The organism is Nostoc sp. (genome assembly GCF_036917655.1).
In the GTDB taxonomy this organism is placed as follows: domain Bacteria; phylum Cyanobacteriota; class Cyanobacteriia; order Cyanobacteriales; family Nostocaceae; genus Nostoc.
This window is the reverse complement of the sequence record NZ_JBALCY010000016.1, coordinates 18543-34042: the sequence shown is the minus strand read 5'-3', so window position 1 is coordinate 34042 and position 15500 is coordinate 18543. Positions and strand designations below refer to the sequence as shown.

At 41.9% G+C, this 15500-nt stretch carries 13 protein-coding genes and 1 other RNA gene; 9 read left to right on the top strand and 5 right to left on the bottom strand.

The genetic code is table 11. The features are described 5' to 3' along the window. Nucleotides 1-503: 503 nt before the first annotated feature. A complete protein-coding gene (locus V7K30_RS09185) occupies nt 504-1334 on the bottom strand; it encodes a peptidoglycan-binding domain-containing protein (protein WP_334998782.1) in 831 nt (276 codons plus the stop codon). Nucleotides 1335-1436: 102 nt separating this feature from the next. Here V7K30_RS09185 and V7K30_RS09180 point away from each other — a divergent pair, with 102 nt between their 5' ends. The 3 genes from V7K30_RS09180 to V7K30_RS09170 all read left to right on the top strand — a co-directional run bounded on the left by V7K30_RS09180 (nt 1437) and on the right by V7K30_RS09170 (nt 8476). Then, nucleotides 1437-1589: a hypothetical protein gene (locus V7K30_RS09180; protein WP_334998781.1), complete on the top strand. Its 153-nt coding sequence runs from the start codon at nt 1437-1439 to the stop codon at nt 1587-1589. Between the two features lie 395 nt (nt 1590-1984). Beyond that, a complete protein-coding gene (locus V7K30_RS09175) occupies nt 1985-2164 on the top strand; it encodes a hypothetical protein (RefSeq protein WP_334998780.1) in 180 nt (59 codons plus the stop codon). A gap of 309 nt (nt 2165-2473) precedes the next feature. Beyond that, nucleotides 2474-8476, top strand: a complete 6003-nt coding sequence (locus tag V7K30_RS09170; protein WP_334998779.1) for a trifunctional serine/threonine-protein kinase/ATP-binding protein/sensor histidine kinase — start codon at nt 2474-2476, stop codon at nt 8474-8476. A gap of 337 nt (nt 8477-8813) precedes the next feature. Here the strand turns inward: V7K30_RS09170 and V7K30_RS09165 are convergent, their stop codons facing one another. The 3 genes from V7K30_RS09165 to V7K30_RS09155 all read right to left on the bottom strand — a co-directional run bounded on the left by V7K30_RS09165 (nt 8814) and on the right by V7K30_RS09155 (nt 11691). Next, nucleotides 8814-9209, bottom strand: coding sequence for a hypothetical protein (locus tag V7K30_RS09165; RefSeq protein WP_334998778.1), 396 nt, complete (start codon nt 9207-9209; stop codon nt 8814-8816). A 636-nt stretch (nt 9210-9845) separates the two neighbouring features. Then, complete coding sequence (locus V7K30_RS09160) at nt 9846-11075, bottom strand: ABC transporter substrate-binding protein (protein ID WP_334998777.1); 1230 nt, start codon at nt 11073-11075, stop codon at nt 9846-9848. A gap of 64 nt (nt 11076-11139) precedes the next feature. Continuing rightward, a complete protein-coding gene (locus V7K30_RS09155) occupies nt 11140-11691 on the bottom strand; it encodes a 2'-5' RNA ligase family protein (RefSeq protein ID WP_334998776.1) in 552 nt (183 codons plus the stop codon). Between the two features lie 104 nt (nt 11692-11795). On the opposite strand from V7K30_RS09155, the gene V7K30_RS09150 reads away from it, so the two are divergent. The 6 genes from V7K30_RS09150 to queF all read left to right on the top strand — a co-directional run bounded on the left by V7K30_RS09150 (nt 11796) and on the right by queF (nt 14210). Then, entirely contained in the window at nt 11796-12131 is a 336-nt protein-coding gene (locus V7K30_RS09150) for a KGK domain-containing protein (protein WP_334998775.1), read from the top strand. A gap of 221 nt (nt 12132-12352) precedes the next feature. Next, nucleotides 12353-12619, top strand: a complete 267-nt coding sequence (locus tag V7K30_RS09145; RefSeq protein ID WP_322648458.1) for a YciI family protein — start codon at nt 12353-12355, stop codon at nt 12617-12619. A 37-nt stretch (nt 12620-12656) separates the two neighbouring features. Beyond that, nucleotides 12657-12753: signal recognition particle sRNA small type (gene ffs / locus V7K30_RS09140), an RNA gene on the top strand. Nucleotides 12754-12778: 25 nt separating this feature from the next. Further along, nucleotides 12779-13165 (top strand): phasin family protein, encoded by a 387-nt coding sequence (locus V7K30_RS09135; protein ID WP_334998774.1) that lies wholly within the window; start codon nt 12779-12781, stop codon nt 13163-13165. Nucleotides 13166-13308: 143 nt separating this feature from the next. Beyond that, nucleotides 13309-13707, top strand: a complete 399-nt coding sequence (locus tag V7K30_RS09130) for a hypothetical protein (RefSeq protein WP_334998773.1) — start codon at nt 13309-13311, stop codon at nt 13705-13707. Between the two features lie 89 nt (nt 13708-13796). Then, entirely contained in the window at nt 13797-14210 is a 414-nt protein-coding gene (queF, locus tag V7K30_RS09125) for a preQ(1) synthase (RefSeq protein ID WP_334998772.1), read from the top strand. A 37-nt stretch (nt 14211-14247) separates the two neighbouring features. Here the strand turns inward: queF and pstS are convergent, their stop codons facing one another. Beyond that, the gene (pstS, locus tag V7K30_RS09120) at nt 14248-15345 is read right to left on the bottom strand and encodes a phosphate ABC transporter substrate-binding protein PstS (RefSeq protein ID WP_334998771.1); all 1098 of its coding nucleotides are present in this window, start codon (nt 15343-15345) and stop codon (nt 14248-14250) included. Between the last annotated feature and the right edge of the window lie 155 nt (nt 15346-15500).

Here is a 15500-nt window from a genome sequence, read left to right as displayed (position 1 = left end):
CTACTTCCCCTCAAAACTATACCTATCAACCGTTTCGCTTTAATTTTAAGTATTTTATCTGTTTGTTAAGAAAGATCCGGGTAATGGATAGCCGCTTGCAGGGAGGGTAGCGTTTGCGTTAGCAAATGCGGGGTGGGGTTCTTAATTTTTGATTTATGCAAGAGGTCTAATGAGGAAATTTTTACCTCAGCCATGAGGCATTGGCTGAGGTAAAACCAGTTTCAATTGCCGATTCCACCTATGACTAATTATGTTCAAGACAGGGAGAGGTTTGTCGAACTCACTTTAAGGGGATGTTTGAAAAGTGTTTGGCTGTGATTTTAGGCACTTAATTGATCCCCCCTAACCCCCCTTTTTAAGGGGAGAACCGGAATCAAAGTCCCCCAATTTATCGGGGGATTTAGAGGGATCTAGAACGTTTTGATACCGACAAGGGGACTTTTAAAACATCCTCTAAGACCGAAAAGCCACCACTAATGCAACGCAAGTCAGTGGTAGATATTTCACTTCTTATTCCAGAGACTAATAAATTCTTTATATATGGCTGGGGTAATCTGACTTTGTAAGTGATTTAGGGCATCACGATGGTTTTGATTGTTGTCATCATAATAAATGAACACATTCGTCAGCTTGACAATCTCAGGATTTTGATCATTTGTCCCCCTCCATTTGTTAGTAACTTTGTATAAAACGTCCTTGGGTAGATTTTGTTGTAAGTTATTTAGGGCTGCGATGTAAGAAGGATTTTGAGGATTCTTTTTGAATTGGAAGCACAAATCTATCAGCTTGAGTTGTGACTGGGGCTGCGGCTGGGGCTTATTTGTTAGAGTAGGCTGCTGTAGAATTTGACGCTGTTCAATAGTGGCAATGCCATTTTCAGTTAAACCCTGAGATTTCTGAAATTTCTTGACTGCTGTATAAGTGGCTGGCCCATAAAAAGGCAAGTCTTGAGGAATTTCGGCATTGGTTGCAAAACCGTGAAACTTCAATCTATTCTGAAGCCCGATGACTGTATCTTCCATTACACTTCGAGTCTCGGAATCAGCGTTCCCATTAACCGCAAGCTTTTGTGAGTACTGTTTCTGAAACTTTTTAATTGCTTCTTCAGTAGGATCATCTGTCAAGGAGGTGTTATTCCGCTTCCAGGGAGCAAATTTAGTCAGATCCGGCTTAGGATCTATCTCAGGAGCTAGATATCCCAGCCCGATCAATATATGACGAATGGCTTCAGGGCTACTAACGGCCATACTTTTTGGTTCCTTTGCTACTAAACTACCATTTAATGTATCTTGTTTTACAAAAACTAAGTAAGTAGAAATAAACAAATCTAACATGTCTTGTTTGCAAGGCGTTCCAAAAGTTAAGCGATGTGTGACGACAAGCTGCAACTCTTTAAAAGGTTCGGCGTAGGCGGCTACACACCGGGAAAAAGAAAGATGGTTAAGTCTTGGTGGGCGATCGCGATCGCTTATTCTCAACTAATGATGATGATACTACGCAATGTTTCCTTTACACCAGCTTGCAAGCGGCTCTCCGTACTTGGGCGATCGCTATTTTGCCACGTTTGTAAAAGAAAGTTGCCATGTTAGCCGATCTAATCCAACTTTTATCAAACGGGCAGAAAACTAATTTACCAAAAACTTTATCCGGCAGAATTTCGCAGTTGATTCATTTTTTAAAAAATGCTCGTTCTTAAAGCAGTAGTCAAATTTTGACTTTTCTACCATTTAACAAGGGTGCATCTAACTTTTGTAAAAATATCCCTAGCTTTGGCGCAATTTATAATCGCCAGATATATTTGCATGATTTTTGCAAGCCATTACTGACTGAGTACCGCTATTGCGAAGAATAGGCTCAATTTCTCCCAACTACTGCCGTAAGCCCCAACCGCGCCACAACGTTACCTAGTAAGCTGACGCGCATCTAAATTTGATAATTTAGCGCCTGAAACCGTTTGCTGCTTTAGATTGCCTTGTAAAACTAGATGACGAACAGCTTATTCAATACGCTTGGGTTAAGAAGAAAAGTAGGTTGGGTTGAGCAACAGCAAAACCCAACATCCTTAGGACTTTGTTGGGTTTCGTTCCTCAAACGCCAGTTGCTACAACTCTTGGAACCCCCGCAACGCACTGGCTCCCCAACCTACATCAGTTTTAGTTTTTAGCCTTAACCCAAGCGTATTGACCTAGTATTAGCTTTTTTACTTTATCCATAAACTTAACTATAAATTTATTTTTAATTAATAAGCTTGTTAGATTTTCATAATTTATGTGCGTATTTATCTCTAACTATTTATTTATTATCATAGCTTTTTTACTACAAAAATACAAGAAATAACTAATTTAAATCAAAAAATTACAATAATATTTTTTGGGCAAAAAAAATAAGTTTTTGTGTTACGAAAAACTGTTTATTGGGAATACTTAATTATTAGAGCCATTGAGAAAAAATTGTTGAGATGAGGTCAGCGTATATGACAATAGAACTAGATTGGACAGTTGTAATTGAAGGATATCAAGTTGTTGAGCAACTTTACTTCAGTTCTAGGACTATTGTCTATCGAGGTATTCGAGATATAGACCTGCGACCTGTAATCATCAAATACCTCAAACGTGATTACCCATCCTTTAGCGAACTGTTGCAGTTCCGCAATCAGTACACAATCACCAAAAATCTTGACTTACCGGGTGTAGTTCAACCCTACAGTCTAGAAACGTATCGCAATAGCTATGCACTAGTGATGCAAGATTTTGGAGGCATTTCACTTTGGCAATATACTAAAATACAGCCACTACAACTAAGTGAATTTCTGGCGATCGCCATTCATCTAGCTGACATTCTCAACGGACTCTATCAGCACCGGGTAATTCACAAAGATATCAAGCCTGCCAATATCGTCATTCATCCAGAGACAAAACAAGTTAAACTGATTGACTTCAGCATTGCCTCCCTATTGCCCAGAGAAACCCAGGAAATTAAAAATCTCCAGGTCTTGGAAGGTACCCTCGCTTACCTTTCTCCAGAACAAACTGGACGAATGAACCGGGGTATTGACTATCGCAGTGATTTTTACTCGTTAGGGGTGACTTTTTTTGAATTACTTACGGGTCAACTGCCCTTCCAATCTAATGACCCGATGGAACTGATTCATTGTCATATTGCTAAACAACCAGATCAATTAAGAGGCAGGAAAGAAGAAGAAATTCCGCAGGTGATTTCAGATATTGTGATGAAATTGATGGCGAAAAATGCTGAAGACCGCTATCAAAGTGCATTAGGGCTGAAATATGATTTAGAAATTTGTTTGGCTCAACTCCAGGAAACGGGTAAGATTGAAAGTTTCCCAATTGCCCAACGGGATGTGTGCGATCGCTTCCTCATCCCAGAAAAACTTTATGGTCGTGAAACCGAAGTAGCTACTCTACTGCAAGCCTTTGACCGCATCAGTGGTGGTAGTAGAGAAATCATGTTAGTAGTGGGCTTCTCTGGTATCGGCAAAACAGCGATCGTCAATGAAGTCCATAAGCCGATTGTCCGGCAGAGAGGTTATTTCATCAAAGGTAAATTCGACCAGTTTGGGCGCAATGTTCCTTTTTCGGCGTTTGTCCTGGCATTACGAGACTTGATGGCGCAACTGCTGACTGAAACAGATGCCCAACTGGAGCAATGGCAGACGAAAATTCTCTTGGCTTTGGGTGAGAACGGGCAGGTGATTATTGAGGTAATTCCTGAACTCGAACAGATTATTGGCAAGCAACCTCCTACGCCTGAACTCTCAGGGAGTGCAGCTCAAAATCGCTTCAATCTGCTCTTCCAAAAGTTTATTCAGGTACTCACAACCCCAGAGCATCCCCTGGTGATTTTTTTGGATGATTTGCAATGGGCAGACTCTGCATCACTGGATCTGATGCAACTGCTGATGAGTGAGACAGATACGGGCTATCTGTTGCTCATTGGTGCTTACCGAGATAATGAAGTCTCCCCTGCTCATCCACTAATGCTGGTATTGAAGGACATTGGCAAAACTGGAGCGGTAATTAACACTATCACCCTAACTCCCCTCAAGCTATCTGAACTCAACCATTTGATTGCCGATACCCTTAGTTGTCCACCAGCACTAGCAGCACCGTTGACGGAATTGGTATATCGGAAAACTAAGGGCAATCCTTTTTTCATCACGCAGTTGCTCAAGGCATTATATGAAGAGGGATGGATTACCTTTGATATTCAGAAAGGATATTGGCAAGGGGATATCACTCAAATTCAAGGACTGACGCTCACCGATGATGTTGTCGAGTTCATGGCGCATCAAATCCAGAAGTTGCCTACTTCCACCCAATGTGTCTTAAAACTAGCTGCCTGCATTGGTAACTCTTTTGACCTGGCAACCCTTGCTATTGTCTATGAAAAATCCCCAGATGAAACCGCCGTAGACTTGTGGAGAGCGCTGCAAGAGGGATTGATTTTACCAACTAGTGAAATTTATAAGTTTTTCCAGAACTCCGGTAATGGCAGTGAATCATCCCAATTACCAATAACTAATGACCAATTACCCAATTACAAATTTCTGCACGATCGCGTCCAACAAGCCGCCTATTCTCTCATCCCAGAGGAGCAAAAACAAGCAACTCACCTAAAAATTGGGCAACTACTGCTGAAGAATACAACCCTGGCACAGCAAGACGAAAAGCTTTTTGAAATTGTCAACCAGTTTAATATTGGCAAAAATTTGATTAGTGAGCGATCGCAGCAGACTGAACTTGCCCAACTAAATCTGCAAGCTGGACAAAAAGCAAGAGCCGCAACTGCATACACAGCAGCATTTGAGTATCTTCGCACAGGCATTGCCTTGCTGGCTCAGGAAGGATGGCAAACACAATATCAGCTAACTCTGGCACTTTATGAAGCGGCTACCGAGGTTGCTTATTTGAGCGGCAATCTAGAGCAGATGCCACAATTTGCGGCAGTCATTTTAGAACACGCCAGCACCCTGTTGGATACAGTCAAAGTCTATGAAATCAAAATTCAAGCGGCTCAAGCCCAACATCAATTTCTAGAGGCAGTGCAAATTGCCTTGAAGATTTTGGAGTGTCTCGGAATCAGTTTTCCCCAGCAACCTAGCGAATCGGATATTGCCCAGGCGTGTGCGGCAACTAACTCCATCTTGGCAGGTAGGCAGCCATTAGATTTAATCGCTCTACCCCAGATGACTGAGCCTAAAAAGATCGCCGCCATCAGGATTCTGACAAATGTCTCTTCTTCTGCCTATGTTGTCGCCCCATCTCTTTTACCATTTATTATTCTTGAGCAGGTGAATTTATCGCTTCAATATGGCAATATCTCATACTCAGCAAATGGCTATGCTTACTACGGACTGATGCTATGTGGGGCGATCGGAGACATTGAGTCTGGCTATCAGTTTGGACAACTGGCGTACTTGTTGCTCGAACGGTTGAATGCCAAAGAAATGAAAGCTAGAACCCATCTCGGAGTTCAGTGTGGTATATGGCACTGGAAACAGCCACTCCAGAACACCTTAGTGTTTCTCAGAGAAGGCTATCAAAGTGGGCTGGAAACGGGAGATTTAGAATCAGCTACCATTTGTGCATTCCTTTACGTCATCCATTCTTGGTTTGTCGGCAAAGAACTGGGCGATCTCAGCCGGGAAAGTGTTGCCTTCCGCGATCAACTGACTCACCTCAAACAGGAAGGACTTCTCAGTCATCTAACTATTTTTCAGCAAGCGATTTTGAATTTAATCGGTGATGCTGCTGAAGCATGGCAACTGATTGGCAATGCCTTCGATCAAGAGCAAATGTTGCCAATCCTCCAGCGCTCAGGCGATCAAACGGCACTGTGCTATTTCTACCTCAGCAAACTAGTCCTCTGCTATACATTTGGCAAGTTTGAGCTAGCGGTTGAAGCTGCGATCGCTATCAAAAACTACTTGGGTAGTGCTACAGGATTATTCCTAGTTCCAGTTTTCCACACCTATGACTCTCTGGCACATTTAGCTATCTATTCTGAAGTTTCTCAAGCAGAACAACAATCCATTCAGCAACGGGTAATTGCTAACCAGGAAAACATTAAAAAATGGGCTGGCTATATCCCAGCAAATCACCTGCACAAGTATTATTTAGTGGAAGCGGAACGGCATCGCATTCTGGGCAATAAAGTTGAGGCGGTTGAATATTATGATCTTGCCATTGCTTTAGCTCAGGAAAATCAATACCTTAATGAAGAAGCTCTAGCCAACGAACTCGCGGCGCGATTTTATTTGGGATGGGGCAAAGAGCGACTTGCTCAGGATTATTTACTCAACGCCTACTATGCCTATGCTCGTTGGGGAGCGAAAGCCAAGGTTGAGGATTTAGAACGAGATTATTCGTATCTTTTAGCTCCCATTTTGCAACAAGACAAAATACAGATGGTGGCTGATGTCATAATTAGCTCAGATGATCACGGCACTTTAAACTTAAATTATGCCAACTCTACGACATCTGCCAGCAGTGGTGTGTCAGTTGCACTCGATCTAGCAACCCTTCTCAAAGCTTCCCAGACTCTCTCTAGTGAAATTCAGCTGGAAAAGCTGCTTTCGACATTGCTGAATGTAGTGATTGAAAATGCTGGAGCAGATAAATGTGTATTGCTGTTACTTGAAAAAGAACGGTTGCTAGTTGAGGCAATTACTACAGTTGGACAGTCATCAACAGTAATGCAATCGTTGCCGCTGGAAGACTCACAGGATGTGCCTATTTCACTGATCAATAACGTTAAACGTACCTGCAAACCCTCGACTATTATCAATCCAACTACCCATCCTTTATTGATGGCTGATGACTACATCATTCGTCAACAACCAAAGAGTTTGTTGTGTACACCGATTATTCATCAAGGCAAACTGTTGGGAATTTTGTATTTGGAGAATAGACTTACCACTGGGGTGTTTACAAGCGATCGCGTCGAAATTCTGAATCTGCTTTGCACTCAAGCCGCGATCGCTCTGGAAAATGCCCGCCTTTATCAGCAAGCGCAGACTTATGCTCAACAGTTGGAGCGATCGCTCGCACAACAAAAGACCTTATTTAATGTTGTTACCCAGATGCGAGAGTCTTTAGACTTGGATGCTATTTTCTGTGCAGTTACTCAGAATATTCGTCCCATTCTGAACGCTGATCGGGTAGGAATCTATCAGTTTCATCTCGAATCAGGGTACGAATACGGCGAGTTTATTGCCGAAGATGTACTACCTGCATTTCCTTCGGCCTTGGCTGTCGAAATTCAAGATCATTGCTTTGGCGAGAACTACGCAACCTTATATAAACAGGGACGCTTCTGTGCAATGCCAGACTTACAAACATCTCCCGTGCTAGACTGCCATCGGGTGATTTTGGAGCAATTCAATATCAGAGCGTCGCTGGTTGTGCCAATTATGCAAGACAACGAACTTTGGGGACTGCTTTGTATTCACCAATGTGATCAACCTCGTGACTGGCAAACCTCCGAGATTCAATTTGCCCAACAAATTGCTGCACAAATGGGGGTTGCACTCCAGCAGACAGATTTACTAATCAAAACTCGCCAACAGGCAACCCAACTAGAACAAACACTCCAGCATCTCCAAGAAACCCAACTTCAGTTAGTCCAAAATGAGAAGATGTCAGCACTGGGGAACCTCGTTGCAGGAGTTGCCCATGAAATTAACAATCCCATTGGCTTTATTGCTGGCAACCTTAAACCGGCTGAAGATTATGTGCAAGACTTGTTTGGGCTAATTAATCTATATCAAGAAAAGTTACCCAATCCAGGACAGGAGTTGGAAGATGAAATCAAGGCAATTGATCTGGAGTATATACGCGAAGATTTGCCCAAATTAATCGACTCAATGAAGCTAGGAGTCAATCGTATCCATGAGATTAGTACTAGCCTCCGCACTTTCTCCAGGTTTGATAAGGATTACAAAGTTCCTTTCAACCTCCACGATGGCATAGACAGCACCATCTTAATTCTTAAACACCGCCTAAAACCTCATGAAAATCACCCCACAATTGAGGTGGTGAGGGACTATGGCAATTTACCTGAAGTAGAATGCTTTGCAGGCCAGCTAAACCAGGTATTTATGAATCTGCTAGCAAATGCGATCGATGCATTAGAAGAGTCTCATCGTCAGCGCAATTTAGCAAATATTCAAGTAAACCCCCATCAGATTATAATTCAAACTCGTCTGGCTGAAGATGGACAGCAAGTTTTGATTCGGATTGCAGATAACGGTGTCGGAATGAGTGAAGAGGTGAAGCAACGGGTATTTGATTATCTGTTCACCACTAAGTCCGTGGGTCAAGGAACAGGTTTAGGATTAGCGATCGCTCAACAAGTTGTCGTCGAGCGACATGGGGGAACGCTCAAGGTGGATTCAGTTCTAGGACAAGGAACAGAGTTTACAATAGTGCTTCCTATTGCGGTTAAAACTCACTGAGAGTTAAACCCTAAATATATAATCATGTCAAATTTCTCTTGTTCTCATGCTCTGTATGGGAACGAAGAAAAAGGGGTAAGCGATCGCATCTATTACATCTATTATATTATGTCCGCATAATTAGTTACGATTGACCACAGTCATTGCACCCCACCCCTTAATCCCCTCCCCGCAAGCGAGGAGGGGAGACAAAGCATAGCTTTGGCGGGGTGGGGTTCTTTGGGTTTAATAAGCAATCAAGCGATCGCATCTATTACATCTAATCGCGTCTCTACTCCTAACTCTTGTACAGACGCGATTAATCGCGTCTCTACTCCTAACTCCTGCTGTAATGATACTAAGCAGTTTGATCGCTCTTTTTTGATGTTTGCTTGACGCCACCTTTCAAGCGGGTTATCCTGCTTTTGCGGATGCGCTCGCTTTTGCGAATACCACCCGCCATCTCATATTCGCGGCTATCGTTACCGTACTTGAAAGCAACTCCTGTCAACATTTTCCCAGTCAGATTACCCAAGCTTGTTTCCAACTCTTCAATCTCAGTTCGGGAAGAATCAATCACGGATAGAGCGCTGTTATACGCATCAATTTTGGTGCGTAACTGCTCAATGAGTTGTGTCAAGCTTTTTAAGTTGTGAGCATCCCCAAAATCTATGGTTGGATCAATCGCCTTCAATCCAGAGGCTCTTAACTCAGCCTTTTCTAGAATGCGGGATATTAGTTTTCTACGAGACATAAATTTACTTCTGTCAAAAGCTTATAAAGCTAGTTTGCCTTACTGTAATTGAATATCGCTTCAGCATAATCCGCAAACTATTGTATTTTTTATGACAAATCAATAGTTAATTCTGGTGATTTATCTTCCGCTTAACGGCAGATCGAGTGTTAGTAACGACAACTTCAGCATTCATGACAACACCTTCAAAGTTAGTCACAAAAACTTCAATTTTTGTTATAAATACTTTAGTGTTAGTAACGACAACTTCAGCACCTATAATCAAAATTTAAGAGTTAGTAAGAAAAACTTAAGTTTTCCTTATGGATGCTTTAGTATTAATAACCACAAATTTAGCATTTATAATAACAGTTTAAGAGTTAGTAAGAAAAACTTAAACTTTTTTTATAACAAGTGACTGCCGTCGGTATCGCTCTTATTTCAAGAACTGCTGCGATCGGTGTTAGCTATTTTACCATCTTGGCAAAAGGGAACTGCGATCGCATTACCTAAAAGAAAATTAGTCACTAGAAGCAATGAAACCGCGCTATTCAAGGGACACTATAAAAAGTGTGCTAACAAATGCTATGGTAGTCAAATAACAAGAAATGCAAGCTTGAGACAAAAATATTGTCAAGTACAACCGATATTGGCACTCTAATTAGCCTTTAAAAAAGAAAACTTACCATTGACACCGTTTGCTTCCATCTTGAGTTGTGCAACGTAAAACTCTTTTTGAATTACATCACCTACTGGTGTAAAAGCAATTTCACCGAGAGGAGTTTGATATTTTCCTCTTAGTAACTGCTTATTCAATTCTGTACGCAACTGTGGCAGTGTCAATTTGTTAATGTTGCTTTTTTTATCTAAAGATTGGAGAGCTTCTACATATACCTGTAACGCAGCAAAAGCTTGAGCGCTTACTTGGGGTGGTTCTCTATGATATTGTTCAAGGTAGGCTTTGCGAAATGCAGTGTTAATTTCACTGGCATACATAGGGCTATAAGCTTGAGCCACAATCACGCCATCACAAAGCGCTCTGCACACAGAAAATATATGCGATGTGTTAAAACCATTGCCACCAACAATTATTCCTTTATAACCAAGTTCTCGTAATTGTTTAACTAAATTACCTCCATCTACAGCTAACCCGGATATAATCGCTAAATCTGGTTTTAAATTAATAGCATCGCTGGCTTGAGCTTGAAAGTCGGTATCTGTAGTTTGAAACTTTTGGACTGTGACTAAATCCAATCCTAAATTTCTAACAGTTTTCTGAAATATTTCTGTTTCCGACTTATTAAAAGCGTCATTTTGAGCGTAGAATACAGCTACTCTTTTCAGATTAGGATTTTGCTTGATTGCAGCTTTCACCGAATAAGGAGCGACGACAGCAACAGATGAAGAAACACGAGCTACATAATCACCAATTTCGGGAATGCCTTTAGCAGTGTTTGATGCTCCAATAACTGGGACTTGATTGTGTTCTGCTACGGGGTCAGCGCTAAAAGCTTGTTGTGATAGAGTAGGGCCAACAATACCAACAACTTTATCTTTACTAATTAAAGTTTGAAAAGCGTTAATGGCTCCAACTTCATCGCCACCAGTATCTTGATAAACTAATTTAATTGGTCTACCATTGATACCTCCTTTGTCATTAAAATACTTTTGGGCAATTTTTACTCCATCAGTTCCCTCTTGACCAAGTAATGCTACATTGCTCGTTTGTGCAAAGGCGATACCGATAGAAATAGCACTAGCTGCACCTGTTATCGCTGTTGGATTATTTGCAGAATTTGCATCATTACTGCCACTTTTACCACAAGCTACCAGGAGCATAGAGCATGTAAATAGTAAGGCAGTTTGATATGTAAGCGCTTTTTTCATAAATGTATGACGATGATATTTGTTAGCATAATACCTGGTATAAAATATCTAAGTAATATATTACTCATTGCTCAGTAGCCAAAAAACCAAACTCCGATTTAATATTCCAGCGCTTACCGTCGTGAAGCAGTAACGTTAACTTGTCGGCAGTAAACTCAAAATTCAACTGACGCTTTTTAAACTCTGGCCAAGCAGTTTGAAAGTTTTGCTTTGTTAAATCCCGAAACGCAACCGTTATATGGGGCGCAAAAGGGCGGGTTTTAGAAACCTTGTCAACAATTTCCAAGTTGTCTTCTGTATAAGCCATTAAATCAGTTTGCAAAGTCAAAAGTTCTTGACTTCTGACTACATTAATGTATATGACACGAGGCGCAAAGGCATCAAACCCCTTGAGTGTAATTGCTACTGGCTGTTGTCCCCTAGCAAACTCCTTTAAGGATGCTTCTAACAGTGGCAAGTTAGCATCTGCCCATTCAAAGGGCGGTTGCAGGGTAATATGAGGCGGAGACTTTAGCGCCCCACTACTAGCATAGTGATCAGCAAAGTACTGCTTAATCTGATTGGCGTAGTCTTGAATGTTTTGCGGTGGTAAAAGGGCGACAAAAAAACGGCTCATTTAATTTTATTCCTTAGTAATTGGTGATCGGTGGGAAAGCTTAGAGAAGGCGGATCGAGTTGGCGCTTGATCCGCCATGTTGTGTTAACGAAAGATAAAACTAAATGAGCGATCAAATTATTCTGTCCGATGAGGATGTTGTTTCTATGGCTCAGAATGCTAATTTTACTGGGGCTTCAACATCGACAGGTGAAGAATTGATGCAACATCTGAAGTCTTTGGTGCATAGGAACAGCAGCTTACAAGAGGATAAGGCTTCAGCTTGGCTTGTAAATGGTGTCAACTGTAAACTTTTACTAGCTCAGGGTGGCGGCTGGCAGAAAGGTAAAATCCGAATTCTCTTTGAATTTATTCCTGACAAGCCGACACCAACAAAACCACTGATTCCCACTGACTCGACATCTCCACTGGATGATCTGCGATCGCACTTAGAGGTCTAATATTCACAGATGCGTCACCTGCTAGCAGACAGTAGGCGACATATCCATGAGAAAGCCGTCCTTGCCAGAGCAAGTAGGATGGCTTTATTCGTCTTCTTCTATGTTTTGGTCTTTCAATCTTCAGTAAATTGCTGTAGCTTGTGTATATTGCTACTAAAATGCTACTCAAAAATAGTAATAACTTAAGCAGGATGTCTGTTGCAACTGGAGTTAAGAAGCAAATGCCGTGGTTTGTGAAAATTGAAGAAGGCAAAGTCGATAAACCTACCTTTGACCAATATGTACCTGCCCACAAAGCCTACATTCAGGACTTGATTGCTAAAGGACACAAAGCACGAACAGGCTATTGGGCAGAGCAAAGAGGCGGGATGTTGCTGTTTGAGGCAGCCTCAAAGGATGAAGCAGAAGCAATTGTAGCTGATGACCCATTGGTAAAACACGGCTGCGTCAACTATCAGCTTTATGAATGGCGAATTGTTATGGAATAACACACACTTACTGACTTTTAATGTTATGCTTTTAGAAGACCTGGATCTATGCGATCGCAACACCCAAATCTTGTCAGAACCGGAAGGTAGCAGCAACACGGGAGGCTTGTGATAGGCGTAGTCTCCGGGTCGCCCTATTTTTAGGAGTGTTCAGCAACAATGCCTGGTTTTGGAGATATTGTTCAAAGAGCTTTTTACCTCGGTGTTGGATTAGCTTCTTACGCAGGTGAGAAAGCAGGGGGAAAATTAGCCCAAGTGCGATCGCAAGTCCAAAAACTGGCAGATGAAATGGTTGCAAAGGGCGAAATGAATACAGAAGAAGCCCGCCGCTTCGTTGAAGATATGATGAAGCAAGCCCAACAGACCCAAGCATCTGCTGAAACCTCTCAGAAAACACCCTCTTCTGAACCTCGTCGCATTGAAATTCTAGAGGATGATGAAGAACCAACGGTGAAAGAGGCATCAACTGATGAGAACGTAGATAAATTACGCCAAGAAGTGCTAGACCTGCAAGACGAGTTAAAACGATTGCAACGCGATCAATAAAAAGCATTCTTTGATCGAAATATCAGTAATAAGTGGCACTTCAGATAGAAACTTGATAAGATACATTGCCTAGTGCGTACTTTAGTGCTTCAAGCCAGATAGCACAAACCGTCCTGTTTATAGCCTGTAAGGGCGTCAAGTTTATGGAACAGTGGCAAAAGGATTTAGTAGAAATTGTCGAAACAGTAGCTGATGAACTAGAGCGTTTCTTCCTGGGAATGAGTGAAATGGTAGACGCTTTTTTTGAGCTAACGGAAGAAATGACCGAGCAAGTCCCTAATATTGTCACTGATGTCGATCAGTATTTACAGGATTTGGCTGAACCAATGTTTGAGGCTTACTGGGAACTGGAAGACATTGTAACAGATGTAGATCCGGGTTTTCCTTATTCAGTTGAACCCACAGCCGAAAAAAATCCTGCTTGTATGGGTTGTAGTCACTACCACGGCCAAGTTTATGGTGGGAATTTGTTAGTTTGTGCCATGCATCCCCACGGTTGTGAAGATGAGAATTGTCCAGACTGGGAGAAGGAAGAGTATTGAGGGGAGACGCGATTAATCGCGTCTGTACAATAATTACTAAAAGGACGTAAAGACGGGTAAAATAACCAATGACAAATGATAAATGACAAATGACAACTGATAAATTACCTGAAAGTGTATCCCAGACAAGCCAAGAAATTAAGTATGGCGAACGCGACATTGCGGAAGGCAAACTAATTACCTTTCCGAATCCGCGTGTGGGGAGGCGATATGACATCAACATTACTTTGCCGGAATTTACTTGTAAATGTCCGTTTTCCGGCTATCCTGACTTTGCGACAATTTACGTTACCTATGTGCCTGATGAACGGGTAGTGGAATTGAAGGCACTTAAGCTTTATATTAATAGTTACCGCGATCGCTACATTTCCCACGAAGAATCTGCAAATCAAATTTTGGATGATTTTGTAGCTGCTTGTGATCCGTTAGAAGTCACTGTGAAAGCAGATTTTACGCCTCGCGGTAATGTACATACTGTGGTTGAAGTACGACATAAAAAGTAACATCATCACTGATTAGCGCAGACGGCATTAATCGGCTTTATTCAGCAATTTTCTTTGCAGCTGTCTGCACTTGCAGCACAACTTTTTTAGACAAAGGAATATATCCGAGTTCTAAACTGGATTTTTGCCCCTCAATCAAAGCCCAATTAACAAAGTTTTTCAGCACTTGCCCTTTGACTCGGTTTGGATATTGGTGATAAGTTAAAAGCCAGGTGTAAGTGACGATGGGATAAGACTGGGCACCTGTAGGATCGGTGACAAAAGCAATCAAGTTATTGGAGGGTAATTTGATTGTCTCTAAGGTTTGAGCTACAGATTCTGGTGTCGGGGTAATATAATTACCAGATTTATTTTCTAAAGTAGCCACAGGAAGTTTATTTTGTTTTGCGTAAATATACTCGACATAGCCAATAGCTCCTGGTATCTGTTGAATCAGGGCGGTAACACCTTCGTTACCCTTTCCACCAATTCCCACTTGCCATGCTACAGATTTACCACCCCCAATTTTGCTTTTCCATTCTGGATTTATAGCACTTAGGTGTTGCGTCAACACGCTCGTAGTCCCACTCCCATCAGTTCGGTGTACTACCTGAATCGGTAAATCGGGCAAACTTACGCCTGGATTAGCTGCGGCTATTTTAGGATGATTCCAATTTGTAATTTTTCCGAGAAAGATATCTACGTAAACTTGGCGTGGTAGCCTGAGAGCAGTTGACACATTGACTTGAGGCGACTGGTGTGCAACTGGTGTGAGATTATAAGCCAGCACAATAGAACCGGCAGTTAGAGGTAAAGCGATGACTCCCCGTTTTATCTTGGCTGCTTGTTCATTTGTAATTCCCACATCACTACCTGCAAAGTCCACAGTACCTTCGATGAGCTGTTGCACTCCAGCACTGCTCCCTATAGCTTGATAGTTAATTTCCACATCAGGATTTTGCTGGTTATAATCTGAAAGCCAGCGCTCGTACAAAGGCGCGGGAAAACTTGCCCCGGCACCAACAAGGGAAATATGTTTGATGTTTCGATTATTGGCAGTGCAAGAAGCAATACTCAACAAGATAGCGATTAAAGGTAGAAGGTAAACGCGTCCCTGGGATTGAAGTTGAGCAGATATGGAAATCTTTTGTTGCAATGTTTAATAAATACCTCTAATAATTTCCCAATTTTAAGCGTGTGGGCGTGATTAATTGTAATGTAATAAATAACTTTTAAACGCATAGGCGCTTCTCTACGAGACGCTACGCGAACGCCTTCCCGCAGGGTAGGGGCGCAAAGTAAATCGCAGAG